General features: G+C 69.4%; 11 protein-coding genes. 6 read left to right on the top strand and 5 right to left on the bottom strand.

Annotation, left to right across the window (positions count from 1 at the left end):
• Nucleotides 1-45 precede the first annotated feature (45 nt).
• A complete protein-coding gene (locus ACLQ7T_RS02495) occupies nucleotides 46-2,103 on the top strand; it encodes an OPT family oligopeptide transporter (protein ID WP_420477977.1) in 2,058 nt (685 codons plus the stop codon).
• Here the strand turns inward: ACLQ7T_RS02495 and ACLQ7T_RS02490 are convergent.
• Nucleotides 2,067-2,975 carry a LysR substrate-binding domain-containing protein gene (locus tag ACLQ7T_RS02490; protein WP_420477976.1) on the bottom strand — a complete coding sequence of 303 codons (909 nt, stop codon included), beginning with the start codon at nucleotides 2,973-2,975 and terminating at the stop codon, nucleotides 2,067-2,069. The genes ACLQ7T_RS02495 and ACLQ7T_RS02490 overlap by 37 nt on opposite strands.
• 82 nt (nucleotides 2,976-3,057) lie before the next feature.
• Here ACLQ7T_RS02490 and ACLQ7T_RS02485 point away from each other — a divergent pair, with 82 nt between their 5' ends.
• Both ACLQ7T_RS02485 and typA read left to right on the top strand, forming a co-directional pair.
• Nucleotides 3,058-4,128 (top strand): YeiH family protein, encoded by a 1,071-nt coding sequence (locus tag ACLQ7T_RS02485; RefSeq protein ID WP_420477975.1) that lies wholly within the window; start codon nucleotides 3,058-3,060, stop codon nucleotides 4,126-4,128.
• Nucleotides 4,129-4,268: 140 nt separating this feature from the next.
• Nucleotides 4,269-6,101 (top strand): translational GTPase TypA, encoded by a 1,833-nt coding sequence (gene typA / locus ACLQ7T_RS02480; protein ID WP_420470585.1) that lies wholly within the window; start codon nucleotides 4,269-4,271, stop codon nucleotides 6,099-6,101.
• Here typA and ACLQ7T_RS02475 read toward each other — a convergent pair.
• Entirely contained in the window at nucleotides 6,098-7,810 is a 1,713-nt protein-coding gene (locus tag ACLQ7T_RS02475; protein WP_420477974.1) for a GNAT family N-acetyltransferase, read from the bottom strand. The genes typA and ACLQ7T_RS02475 overlap by 4 nt on opposite strands.
• Nucleotides 7,811-7,942: 132 nt before the next feature.
• Here ACLQ7T_RS02475 and ACLQ7T_RS02470 point away from each other — a divergent pair, with 132 nt between their 5' ends.
• A complete protein-coding gene (locus tag ACLQ7T_RS02470) occupies nucleotides 7,943-8,443 on the top strand; it encodes a superoxide dismutase (protein ID WP_420477973.1) in 501 nt (166 codons plus the stop codon).
• A 77-nt stretch (nucleotides 8,444-8,520) separates the two neighbouring features.
• Here the strand turns inward: ACLQ7T_RS02470 and ACLQ7T_RS02465 are convergent, their stop codons facing one another.
• Nucleotides 8,521-8,760: a GlsB/YeaQ/YmgE family stress response membrane protein gene (locus ACLQ7T_RS02465; RefSeq protein ID WP_420477972.1), complete on the bottom strand. Its 240-nt coding sequence runs from the start codon at nucleotides 8,758-8,760 to the stop codon at nucleotides 8,521-8,523.
• 184 nt (nucleotides 8,761-8,944) lie between these two features.
• On the opposite strand from ACLQ7T_RS02465, the gene ACLQ7T_RS02460 reads away from it, so the two are divergent.
• Nucleotides 8,945-9,322, top strand: coding sequence for a helix-turn-helix domain-containing protein (locus tag ACLQ7T_RS02460; protein ID WP_420470381.1), 378 nt, complete (start codon nucleotides 8,945-8,947; stop codon nucleotides 9,320-9,322).
• 69 nt (nucleotides 9,323-9,391) lie between these two features.
• A complete protein-coding gene (gene hisN / locus ACLQ7T_RS02455; RefSeq protein WP_420478005.1) occupies nucleotides 9,392-10,177 on the top strand; it encodes a histidinol-phosphatase in 786 nt (261 codons plus the stop codon).
• Nucleotides 10,178-10,214: 37 nt separating this feature from the next.
• On the opposite strand, the gene ACLQ7T_RS02450 is transcribed toward hisN, so the two are convergent.
• Nucleotides 10,215-11,270, bottom strand: coding sequence for an alpha/beta hydrolase (locus ACLQ7T_RS02450; RefSeq protein WP_420477971.1), 1,056 nt, complete (start codon nucleotides 11,268-11,270; stop codon nucleotides 10,215-10,217).
• A complete protein-coding gene (locus ACLQ7T_RS02445; RefSeq protein WP_420477970.1) occupies nucleotides 11,267-12,178 on the bottom strand; it encodes a class I SAM-dependent methyltransferase in 912 nt (303 codons plus the stop codon). Before ACLQ7T_RS02445 ends, ACLQ7T_RS02450 begins: the two co-directional genes overlap by 4 nt.
• Between the last annotated feature and the right edge of the window lie 61 nt (nucleotides 12,179-12,239).

Raw genomic sequence — 12,239 nt, 5'->3', positions numbered from 1 at the left:
GCGTCATTTCGGGCTTAGGTCCGCGCGACATCGGGAGAGGGCCGCATGACGGACGCCACAGACACGCCTGCAACGCCGGGCGGAAAACGCATCGAACTGACGCTGAGGGCCGTGGTCCTGGGCTGTCTGCTGGCGGTGATCTTCACCGCGGCCAACACCTATCTGGGCCTGAAGGTGGGCCTGACCTTCGCCTCGGCCATTCCGGCGGCGGTCATCTCCATGGCCATCCTGCGGGCGTTCCGCACCTCGACCATCTGGGAGAACATGACGGTCCAGACCGTGGCCTCGGTCGGCGGCGCGATGAGCTCGATCATCTTCGTCCTGCCCGGCCTGGTCATGGTGGGCTGGTGGCTGGAGTTCCCGTTCTGGGAGTCGGTGCTGATCTGCATCTTCGGCGGCGTGCTGGGCGTGACCTTCTCGATTCCGCTGCGCCGGGCGCTGGTGGTGGAGGCGAACCTGCCCTACCCCGAGGGCGTGGCGGCGGCCGAGGTGCTGACCGTCGGCTCGCGCGGGGCCGAGGAGAACGAAAGCGCGGTGCGTGAGAACGCCGCCGGCCTCTGGGTCGTGGTGACCGGCGCCCTGGCGTCTGCCGGCTACGCCCTGCTGGTCGCGGGTCGTGTGTTCGCCGGCGAGGCCGCGAAATTCATCAAGCTTCCGGCGGCGCTGGGCGGCGGGGCGACGGGCATCGGCTTCGGCATGCAGTTCGCCCTGCTGGGCGCCGGCCACCTGATCGGGCTGAGCGTCGGTCTGGCCCAGCTGTTCGGCCTGATCCTGGCCTGGTGCATCGCGGTGCCGCTGCTGACCAGCCCGGACTTCATCGCCTGGCTGACGGCGCACAATATCCCGTCCATCGCGACGACCCTGCCCGCGGGCGTCGGCGCCGAGGAGCTGGCCAGCACCGTCTGGGCCCGGGAAGTCCGCTTCATGGGCGCGGGCGTCATCGGCGTGGCCGCCATCTGGACCCTGATCAAACTGGCCGGACCGCTGGTGGGCGGCCTGACCTCGGCCCTGTCCGCCAATGCCAAACGCAAGCACGGCGAGGTGCTGGACCGGACCGAGCAGGACATTCCGATCAACATCGTCGCCGGGCTGTCCGTCGCCTGCCTGGTCGGCATCGCCGCCATCCTGGCGGTGTTCGCGCAAGGCAATCCGACCCTCGCGGGTTCGACCGCCCTGCTGGTCGGCGGCGGGCTGGTCTATGTGATCGTGATCGGCTTCGCGGTCGCCGCCATCTGCGGCTACATGGCCGGCCTGATCGGCTCCTCGAACAGCCCGGTGTCGGGCGTGGGCATCCTGGCCATCGTGGTCGCCTCGGTGCTGATGCTGGGGGTGCTGGCCCTGGCGGGCGTGCCCGCCGATCCGTCGGTGGTGGCCTTCGCCCTGATCGTGACCGCCGTGGTCTTCGCCGTGGCCGTCATCGCCAACGACAACCTGCAGGACCTGAAGACCGGCCAGCTGGTCGGGGCGACGCCCTGGCGTCAGCAGGTGGCCCTGATCATCGGCGTCGTGGCCGGCGCCATCATCATCCCGATCATCCTGAACCTGCTGAACAAAGCCGTCGGCTTCGCCGGAGGCCCTCCGGGCATCGCCAATGACCCGCTGCCCGCCCCGCAGGCGACCCTGATTTCGGCCCTGGCCAAGGGCGTGATCGAGGGCGGGCTGCGCTGGGACCTGATCGGCCTGGGCGCCGCCATCGGCGTGGTGATCATCATCCTGGACGCCGTGCTGAACAAGGCGACCGGCGGCAAGGCCAAGCTGCCCCCGCTGGCGGTCGGCATCGGCTTCTACCTGCCCGCCGCCGTGACCACGATGCTGGTGGTCGGCGCGATCGGCGGCTGGCTGTACGACAAGGCGATCAAGGGCACCCGCTTCGCCGACGTCGGCCGCCGCATGGGCGTGCTGCTGGCCTCGGGCCTGATCGTGGGCGAGAGCCTGTTCCTGGTGATGACCGCCGGGGTGATCGTCGGCACGGGCAAGGAAGCGCCGTTCGCCATGCTGCCGGAAGGTTCGGCCTGGCCGGCCATGGCGGCCGGGATCGCCGCCTTCGTGGTCCTGACCCTCGCGCTCTATACCTGGGTCCGCGGACGGTCGGCCAGGGTTTGAGACAGGGCGGAGGCGAAGGCCTCCGCCGCCCGGCCGGGCCGCCGTTCGCGGTGGCGCAGCAGGTGAAACGGTCGCTCGGGCAGATCGAGCGACAGACGGACAAGCCGCCCGGCCTCGATCAGGGGCTGGGCGGCCAGTTCCGAGATGGCGGTGACCAGACCGCCCGCCATGACGGCGGACAGGATGGCCTCGTTTGACGGCAGGGTCAGGACCGTTCGCAGGTCCGCCGCCGTCACACCGTGGGGCAGGGCCGCCTCGAATTCGCTGCGGGTGCCCGAGCCGCTCTCGCGCAGGGCCCAGTCCTGTCGCGCGAGATCCGGGCCGGTCAGACCACCGCCCCGGACCGCCAGCGGATGCGCCGGGGCGGCGACCACCACCAGCCGGTCAGCATCCAGCCGGGCCTTGTCGAGGCGCGCCGCCTCGACCGAACCCTCGACCAGACCCAGCTCCGCCTCCCCCGCCAGCACAGCCTCGGTGACACGATGGGTGTTGCCGATCGAAAGGTGCAGATCGATGCCCGGATGCGCCCGCGCGAAGGCCGCCATGCGCGGCGGCAGCCAGTAGGCGGCGATGGTCTGGCTGGCGAAGACCCGGACCGCGCCCCGCTTCAGGCCGGCGAGATCGTCGAGCGCCTGACTGGCCGCGCCCGCCGCCGTCAGGACCGCGCGCGCCTCGGGCAGGAAGGCCTGACCGGCCGCGTTCAGGGCCAGCCCCCGTCCGACCCGGTCGAACAGGGGCGTGCCGTGCCGGGCCTCCAGCGCCGCGACCGCCGCGCTGACCGCCGACTGGGTGAGGTTCAGGGTCTCCGCCGCCCGGGTCATGTGCTGGCGCTCGGCGACGGCGACGAAAATGCGGAGCTGTTCGAGCGTCATCCGCTATTGATCACTTTTATCGATCGTTAATTCCAGAACAATCCGTTGGAAAGATCGGTCGACGCGGGAGGACTATTCCGCCATGACGACCGCCGCCGATCCCGTGACCGAGGGGCTCCCGCAGCACGCCCCCCAGCACGCCCCCCTGCGCGGTCCCTCGCGGCTCCTGCCCGGCCTGCTCGCCAGCGCGGTTGTCGCGGCGGCGGCCTTCGGCCTGCAGCACATCGAGGCGGCGCTGTTCGGCCGCGCGTGGGTCGAGGGACTGGTGCTGGCCATCCTCGGCGGCGCGGCGCTGCGGCTGGTCTGGACCCCGTCAGCGCTCTGGACCCCGGGCATCGCCTTCAGCGCCAAGGCCCTGCTGGAGACGGCCGTCGCCCTTCTGGGCGCCACCGTGTCCGGCGCGGCCGTCATGGCCCTGGGCCCGGCGATGTTGCTGATGGTGGCCGGTCTGGTGGTGGCCGCGATACTCGGCGGCTACGCGCTGGGGCGGGCTTTCGGGCTGCCGCCGGCCATGGCCCTGCTGGTCGCCTGCGGGAACGCCATCTGCGGAAACTCCGCCATCGCCGCCGTGGCGCCGGTGATCGAGGCCGAGGGCGAGGACGTCGCCGCGGCCATCGGCTTCACCGCCGTTCTGGGCATCGTGGTGGTCCTGCTGGTCCCGGCGGTGGGCGCGTTGATGGGCTATGACGCCGTCGGCGTCGGCATGCTGGCGGGCCTGACGGTCTACGCGGTGCCCCAGGTGCTGGCCGCCGCGGCGCCGGCCGGACTGGTCGCGATCCAGACCGGCGCCGTGGTGAAGCTGGTGCGGGTGCTGATGCTGGGCCCGGTCTGTCTCGTCCTCGGCCTGATGCGCCCGCGCACGGCAGGACAGGGCCCGCGGCCCCGGCTGCGCCACATGGCGCCGTGGTTCATCGTCGTCTTCCTGCTCCTGCTGGGCCTTCGCTCGGCGGGCGCGATTCCGGACCTGGTCCTGCCGCCCCTGCAGACGGGCGTTATGGCGCTGACCCTGGTCGCGATGGCGGCGCTGGGTCTGATGGTCGATCCCCGCGCGATCCTGCGGGCCGGCCCGCGGGTGGCGGCGGTCGCCGCCCTGTCAGCCCTTATGATCGGCGGCCTGGCCCTCTGCGCCATCGCCGTACTGCCCCGGCCCTGATCCGCAAACCGGCGAAGACCGCTGCTCTGGCCTTTCGGCGCGCACCCCTGTATGAGGCGGCCCGAACCCTTCCCCAATCTGCAATCTCCTTGCAGCGGCGCGGACTTTCCGTGACCGAACACAGTCCGCCCGAGCCTGACATGAACCTGCGCAACGTCGCCATCATCGCCCACGTTGACCACGGCAAGACCACCCTGGTTGACCAGCTTCTGGCCCAATCGGGCGTGTTCCGCGCCAATGAGGCCACGACCGAACGGGCCATGGACTCCAACGATCAGGAGAAGGAGCGCGGCATCACCATCCTGGCCAAGTGCACCTCGGTGCTCTGGAACGGCAAGGCGGGCGAAACGCGCATCAACATCATCGACACCCCCGGCCACGCCGACTTCGGCGGCGAGGTCGAGCGTATCCTGGGCATGGTCGACGGCTGCGTGATCCTGGTGGACGCCGAGGAAGGCGTCATGCCGCAGACCAAATTCGTGCTGACCAAGGCGCTGAAGATGGGCCTGCGCCCGATCCTCTGCATCAACAAGGTCGACCGCGCCCACGCCGACCCGGACCGCGTGCACCTCGAGACCATCGAGCTGTTCGAGGCCATCGGCGCGACGCCGGAGCAGCTGGACTTCCCGCACATCTACGCCTCGGGCCGGAACGGCTGGGCGACGATGGACATGAACGAGAAGTCCGACACCCTGGCGCCGCTGTTCGACCTGATCGTCGACCACGTGCCGCCGCCCGCCGTGGCCGCCAACAAGGACAAGCCGTTCCGCATCCTGAACGTGCTGATCGAGTCCGACCCGTTCCTGGGCCGCATCCTCACCGGCCGCATCGAGAGCGGCAAGGCGGTCCCCGGCATGCCGATCAAGGCGCTGGACCGCGACGGCAAGCAGATTGAACAGGGCCGGATCACCAAGGTTCTGGCCTTCCGTGGCCTGAAGCGCCAGCCGCTGGACGAGGGCTCGGAAGCGGGCGACATCGTCGCCATCGCCGGCATGTCGAAAGCCACCGTGGCCGACACCCTGTGCGCCCTCGAAGTGACCGAGGCGCTGGACGCCCAGCCGATCGATCCGCCGACCATCTCGATGACCGTGGGCGTGAACGACAGCCCGCTGGCCGGTCGCGAAGGCGACAAGGTGCAGTCGCGCGTCATCCGCGACCGCCTGCTCAAGGAAGCCGAGGCCAACGTCGCCATCCGCATCACCGAGACCCCGGGCGCCGACGCCTATGAGGTCGCCGGCCGCGGCGAACTGCAGCTGGGCGTTCTGGTCGAGAACATGCGTCGCGAAGGCTTCGAACTGTCGATCAGCCGCCCGCGGGTGGTCTACCAGACCGGCGAGAACGGCGAGCGTCTGGAGCCGATCGAGGACGTGGTCATCGACGTGGACGACGAGTTCACCGGCGTGGTCATCGAGAAGCTGAGCCAGCGCAAGGCCGAGCTGAAGGACATGGGCCCGTCGGGCGCCGGCAAGACCCGCATCCAGCTGGCCTGCCCGTCGCGCGCGCTGATCGGCTACCAGGGCGAGTTCCTGACCGACACCCGCGGCTCGGGCGTGCTGAACCGCGTGTTCAGCCACTACGAGCCGCACAAGGGCGCCATCGAGGGCCGCCTGAAGGGCGTGCTGGTGTCCAACTCGGACGGCGAAACGGCGGCCTATGCCCTGTGGAACCTGGAAGAGCGCGGCGTGATGTTCGTCGGCGCCGGCGAGAAGACCTATCAGGGCATGATCATCGGCGAGAACTCGCGTTCGGACGATCTGGACGTCAACCCGATCAAGGGCAAGCAACTGACCAACGTCCGCGCCTCGGGCAAGGACGAGGCCGTGCGCCTGACCCCGCCGCGCCGTCCGTCGCTGGAACAGGCCATCGCCTACATCGAAAGCGATGAACTGGTGGAAGTGACGCCGAAGTCGATCCGCCTGCGCAAGGAAGTGCTGAACCCCAGCTTCCGCAAGCGTCGCGTGAAGGAAGACTAGGCCTCTTCCGACACGGCGGGCGTTTCAGAAGGGCGGGCCGCAGGGCTCGCCCTTTTTGCGTTCAGCCCCAGCATGCCGCGCCAGCCGCCGCTGGTCAGCAGGGCCACATCGAGCAGCGCCAGGGCCAGGGGCGTCGAGGTCGGGGCGGCGATAAAGCAGGGCCGCCATTCCGGGGCGAATTTGGCCTTCCAGGCGCGCAGTCCGGCGAAGCCGTAGAGGGCGCCGCCCTCCTCGAAGACCAGGGCGCCGACGCGGGCGAAGACGGGGGCCAGCCGACGGTTTTCCAGACCCGCCAACGGGGCGCGGCCAAGATCCAGCCAGGCGTAGCCGTTGTCCCTGGCCCACTGGATGGCGTGAATGAACAGATAGTCCATCACCCCCGGAGGCGCGTCCGGGGTGAAGCGCATCAGATCAACCGCCAGACGGTCGCCTCCGGGCATCAGGTTGGCGAAGGCGACGATGCGCTCGCCCTGCCGCACCACGGCGATCGGCGTCAGGGCGAGGTAGTCGGGATCGAAACGCCCGAGAGAGAACCCCTTCTCGACCCCGATATGATGGGTCAGCCAGACATCCGAAACCGCCCTCAGGGCGGCCATCTGGTCGGCTGCAGCGCCCGGGCGGAGCATTTCGAAGCCGGCGCCCTCCCGCTCGCAGCGGTTGACGGCGGTGCGCAGGTTCTGACGGGAGCGCCCCTGCAGGGTGAAGGCGGCGGTGTCGACCAGCGCCTCCTCGCCGATCTTGCGGACCGCGAGGCCCAGGGTGGCGAGATCAGCGAGCGCCGTCTCCTCGACCGCGTAGAAGACGGCCACGCCGCCGTAGCTGTCGGCCAGTTCGGCGAACGCCCAGAGCAGGGGGAGATGCTCCGCCTGCGGCCCGATCGGCTCGCCCATGGTGATCCAGCGCCGCCCCCGGACCCTGTAGGCCAGGAATGACCGGCCGGAGGGGCTGAACATCAGGGCCTTGTCCCGCAGCATGGCCAGCCAGCCGTCCGGCATGACCCCGTCCCCGGCCTGCAGCACCGCCAGGGCGCGCTCAAGCTCCGGGGCGCCGGCCGGACCATGGCTTCGCGCGCCGGGAGCGGAGACCAGCGAACGCCCGGCGATGATCACCGCCAGAAGGGCCAGAACCGCCCCGACCCGGAGGAAGCCAGACACCTCGCGGTCAATCAGCAGGCTCCACCACAGATCATCGGAGTAGGCGACGTCGCGATAGGCGAAGAAGCCGAGCCACAACATGCCCGCGACCACGGTCAGGACCAGCATGACCCAGGACGGCGACAGGGCCTCGAACAGGCGCGAGCGACGGTTGAAGGCGGCGCGACAGGGCGCCAGGGCGGCGGCCAGCACCAGAAGTTCGGCGGCCTCCTCCCAGTCCAGGCCCTTGAACAGCGAAAAGACGGCGGCCACCACCAGAACGATGACGGCGGCCAGCCAGGCCCCGCGACGCCGTCGCCACAGTCCCGCCGACAGAAGGAGCAGGAGGAAGCCGGAGATGCTGGCTCCGAAGTGGGACAGCTCGATCAGAATCGGCGGCAGGACGGCGCGGATATGATCGAGGCGATCCTCATAGGCCGGGGTCACGCCGGAGGTCAGCAGGGCGATGCCCGAGCCGACGCACAGCGCCGCGAAAATGTGCGGAGACACCTCGAACAGGAGGGCGGCCGCCCGCCCGATCAATCTGCCCGCCGTGGCCCGGTTTACCTTGAACATGGCCCAGATAGACCCGAAACCGGCCAATGGCGGCAAGCCCAAGGTCATTTCGGGGCGCCCGAAACAAACAGAAACATGCCGTGTTTGCCTTTTCGAGCGGGCCGCCCTGCCCGCGTAACCAAGGCTGACACCATGCGAAAGACCGCGCTTCTCACCGGCGTCGCCGGCCTGTTCCTGATGACCGCTCCGGCGTTCGCCCAGGACAGTACGGCCCCGCAGACCCCTGCCTCGCCCCAGGCGGCCGAACAGCCCCGCACCCTTCAGCTTCAACCCGGCGCGGCCGTGAACGGTTCGGACGGCGCGCCGATCGGCACGCTGGAAGGCGTTCGCAACGGCGCCTCGGGCCAGGAACTGACCGTGCGCGGCGCCGACGGCGTGCTGCGCGGTGTTCCGACCTCGGGCGGTGTTGAACAGGACGGCGACGGCGTGAAGGTCGGCTGGACCGCCGAACAGTTCTCGGCGGCGCCCGCCATCGACGCTCCGGCCGAACCGGCCATGCCCGCCGAACCGGCCACCCCGCCCGAAGCGTCGCCGCCGGTGACCGCGCCGGAGCCGCCGACGCCGGCCGAGCCGACGCCCCCGTCCTCGCCGGAACCCGCACCGGGCGAGGGTCAGACGTCCCCGGACGCCTGATTCACGACCGATCCAAAAGGAAAGGGCGGCTCCGCAGGGAGCCGCCCTTTTTTTTCAGTCCGGCATCACCCGAAGGATCAGCGGCGCTTCACCAGTCCCAGCAGGAACAGCAGCAGGATGGCGCCGAGGGTCGCGACGATCGTCGAACCGATCCAGCCGCCCCACGAGAAGCCGAGGGCGTTCGCGATGAAGCCGCCGATGATCGCGCCGACGATGCCGACAATCAGGTTGGTCAGCAGGCCGTGGTTGCGGCCCATGATCTGTTCGGCCAGCCAGCCGGCGATGATGCCGACGATAATCCAGAAGATGATGGTCATTTCTGCCTTCTCCAAAAAGCAACGCTAGGCCCCGGAAACGCCCGTCCGCCGGGCGGGTTGCCTCGAAGTTCGGGGAACCCCGATTTTCGATACTCCCCCGAGGGGCGAACACGGCACGTCCCTTGCCGCGTGGAGGGCGATCCGTCCCGCTTCGGGACAGGCGAACCATCAGGGAAACCGGGCCATGGCTTCGGACATTGATCTTCATCTCGGGCGCCGGCTGCGCCGCCGCCGCCGCCTGCTGGGCCTGACCCAGCAACAGCTGGCCATGCAGGTCGGCATTCGCTTCCAGCAAATCCAGAAATACGAATGCGGCGCGAACCGCATCTCCGCCGCCCGCCTTTGGCAGCTGGCCGAGGCCCTGGAGTCGCCGGTCAGCTATTTCTACGACGGACTGGAAGAGGCCATCGAACGTCGCGAGGCCGCCAGCCAGGGCGGGGAGATGTTTTCCCGCAAGGAAACGCTCGACCTGATCCAGGCCTACTATCAGCTGGACGAGAAACCGCGTCGCCGGCTGCTGGACCTGGCCAAGTCGCTTCACGTCGAGGACACGGCCGCCTGATCCGTTGCCCGGCGCATTGCACGGCGCCGGAGGGTGACATGAGGGCGGGGCGTGAGTATCCCGCTCGTCATGACCGAACACGAGCGTTTCATCATCGAACTGGCGCAGGCGGCCGCGACCGTCACCCTGCCCTTCTTCCGCTCAAACCTCGGACATGAGGACAAGGGCGGAAAGGCCGGCTTCGACCCGGTGACCGAGGCCGACAAACAGGCCGAGGCGGCGATCCGAAAGCTGATCGCCGAGCGCTATCCCGACCACGGGGTGATCGGCGAGGAATACGGCGAGGACCGGCCCGACGCAGAGTTCGTCTGGGTTCTGGATCCGGTGGACGGCACCCGCGCCTTCATTTCGGGCCTGCCGCTGTGGACGACACTGATCGCGCTGCGGGAGCGCGGCAAACCCACCGTCGGCGTCATCGCCCAACCCTATCTGGACGAGATCTTCCTGGGCGGCCCGTCAGGGGCGCGCCTGATCCGCAGCGGCGGCGAGACCCCGCTGAAGACCCGGTCCTGCGCGCAGCTGACCGCGGCGACCATTTCGACCACCGACCCGGACATCTTCAACGGCGCCGAACTGGGCGCCTGGACCCAGGTGCGCGCCGCGGCCCGGCTGGCCCGCCTGGGCTGTGACGCCTATGCCTACGCCATGCTCGCATCAGGTCATATGGATCTGGTGGCCGAGACCAGCCTGAAACCGTGGGACTGGTCGGCTCTCGTCCCGGTGATCGAGGCGGCCGGCGGCAAGGTCGTCAACTGGCGCGGCGGCGCGCCGGGCGACAGCGGTCAGATCCTCGCGGTCGGCGACGATCGCCTGATCGACCAGGCGCTGGTGACGCTGCGAAGAGCCGCCGTCTAGCTGAAGGGCCGGCGGCGGGCCGCGCGGCCGGACCGGCTCACGCCGCCGACGGTTCGGGCTCGGATGACGGCGAGATGTCCCCGGCCGGGGCGACGACCGGCGTCAGATCCTCGACCGGCGAGACATAGGTGGCCATGGCGTCAAACTCATCGAGGAAGACCGCGCGCTTGTCGTCGGTCTCCATGATGATCTCATGTTTGGCGCCGGGCACCTCGACGTAACGACCACGCCCCAGACGGCGGGCGGCCCATTTGTTGGTCTGCTTCCAGACCCGGTCATCCTCGGCCGACTGCACCACCGCGACCGGGATGCGGACGCCCTTGAGCGCCTTGGGCTTCAAGGACCGTTCTCCGACATCCAGTCCGAAGGCCAGCCAGCCCCAGGTGGGACCGCCGACCGCGAGATGGGGACAGGCGAAGAGCTGCTGCCGCCACTGTTCGTAGCGGGTCTCATCCGTCGTCAGGGCGTCCTTTTCGAACGTGTGGTCGAAGGGATCATCCGGGTCGTCGAGCACATAGTCGCCAGCCTTGCCGTGGCGCAGGTTCCACCGCACCGCCAGCTTGACCGACCACATCGAACGCTTGCCCGTGCGGATACGCAGCATGGGGCTGGACAGAATGGCCCCCGAGAACCGGCTTTCGCCGTTCTCGAGCGTCATCAGGTTCAGGGCGCCGCCCATCGAATGGCCGACCATGATCCACGGCTTGGGCGCCCGCGCCTCGAATGCATCGAGAAGGCGGGCGTAGTCATCGAGGAACTCCTCGACCGCCCGGGCGTGCCCTTTCAACCGATCGGGCAGCAGGCGGGCGGACAGGCCCTGTCCGCGCCAGTCATGAGCGAGGACGCACCAGCCGCGCGCCAGGAAGTTGCCGATGACCTCGAAATATTTCTCGATCGGTTCGGTTCTACCCGGGCTGAGCACGACCGTGCCGCGCGGCTTCCTCGCCACCAGGGCCGACGGCGTCCAGAAGGCGGCGCGCAGGCGCAGGCCGCCCGCGCCACGGAACCATTCTCCCTCGCCTCCGGGAGGCGAGGAAGCGCCCGGAACGCCCATCAGGGGCGCATTGGCGGCATAGGCGGCGGCTCGGTTCACTCAGGCTTCCTGAACTTCAAGGTCATGCGGTCGCTTTCCCCGATCTCTTCATACTTCGCACGATCGAAGCCCGGGTCCGGCGGCGAACCGCGCGGCGCGGTCAGGCGCTGCGGCGGCAAGGTGTCCACTCCGAAGGGATGATCCTTGGTATCCCTTTCATTCGCGTTGACTTCCGAAGCGGCGACGAAGGCGAAACCGGCTTCCGCGGCCAGTTGTCTGACAAACGCTTCCTGGACGTATCCGTTCGCGGCCACCGGGTCCTGATCCTCTTCAGGCCCGAGACGGTGTTGTTCGACGCCGAGGATCCCGCCCGGCCGCAGGGCGGCCCAGGCGTCGGCGAAAGCCTTCTCGGCGATGCCCGCGGCCATCCACGCATGGATGTTGCGCATGAACAGCACCAGGTCCGCCGTCCCCGCCGGAGCGACAGGGCCGGAGGTGGGGCCGAAACTGGACAGTTCGATCTCGCCGTAAAGCCGCCGGTCGTTGGCGAACCGCTGCTGGAACGCGCCCATGAGCTGGACCTGGGCCGGATCAGCGCCCGGCCCCGTCTGATAGCCGGCGGCGATATAGTGCCCGCCGCCTTCGGCCAGATAGGGGGCCAGAATTTCGGTGTACCAGCCGCTGCCGGGCCAGAAGTCGACCACCACCATGCGCGGTTGCAGACCGAAGAAACGGAGGGTCTCCATCGGATGGCGGGCCCCGTCCCGCCAACGGTCCTGGGCGCGCCACGGCCCGGCGACCGCCCACTCGAGAGACCCTTTCGGCGGTCCGTTGGGCGTTTCAGCCGGTTCGGCGGTCTGCTCCTTGCGGCCGCAGGCGGCCAGGCCGACGAGAGCCGAGGCGGCGACGCCGGACAGTATGCCCCGACGGGACAGGTACGGTCGCAAACCCTCGGTCAATTTCGTCATGCACGGCCCCCGCGGAGCGGTCGGACCGCCACCGGAAGGCAGGGCTTAACCCTGTTCCCCC

This window comes from Brevundimonas sediminis (genome assembly GCF_048799765.1).
Lineage (GTDB): Bacteria > Pseudomonadota > Alphaproteobacteria > Caulobacterales > Caulobacteraceae > Brevundimonas.
Note: the sequence above shows the minus strand (reverse complement) of the source record. Positions and strands in the feature narration are given on the sequence as shown.

What these genes read in the sequence shown, in the direction of transcription:
- ACLQ7T_RS02495 (WP_420477977.1), top strand. Translation starts at nt 46, where the DNA reads ATGACGGACGCCACAGACACGCCTGCAACGCCGGGCGGAAAACGCATC.
- ACLQ7T_RS02490 (WP_420477976.1), bottom strand. Translation starts at nt 2,975, where the DNA reads ATGACGCTCGAACAGCTCCGCATTTTCGTCGCCGTCGCCGAGCGCCAG.
- ACLQ7T_RS02485 (WP_420477975.1), top strand. Translation starts at nt 3,058, where the DNA reads ATGACGACCGCCGCCGATCCCGTGACCGAGGGGCTCCCGCAGCACGCC.
- typA (WP_420470585.1), top strand. Translation starts at nt 4,269, where the DNA reads ATGAACCTGCGCAACGTCGCCATCATCGCCCACGTTGACCACGGCAAG.
- ACLQ7T_RS02475 (WP_420477974.1), bottom strand. Translation starts at nt 7,810, where the DNA reads ATGTTCAAGGTAAACCGGGCCACGGCGGGCAGATTGATCGGGCGGGCG.
- ACLQ7T_RS02470 (WP_420477973.1), top strand. Translation starts at nt 7,943, where the DNA reads ATGCGAAAGACCGCGCTTCTCACCGGCGTCGCCGGCCTGTTCCTGATG.
- ACLQ7T_RS02465 (WP_420477972.1), bottom strand. Translation starts at nt 8,760, where the DNA reads ATGACCATCATCTTCTGGATTATCGTCGGCATCATCGCCGGCTGGCTG.
- ACLQ7T_RS02460 (WP_420470381.1), top strand. Translation starts at nt 8,945, where the DNA reads ATGGCTTCGGACATTGATCTTCATCTCGGGCGCCGGCTGCGCCGCCGC.
- hisN (WP_420478005.1), top strand. Translation starts at nt 9,392, where the DNA reads ATGACCGAACACGAGCGTTTCATCATCGAACTGGCGCAGGCGGCCGCG.
- ACLQ7T_RS02445 (WP_420477970.1), bottom strand. Translation starts at nt 12,178, where the DNA reads ATGACGAAATTGACCGAGGGTTTGCGACCGTACCTGTCCCGTCGGGGC.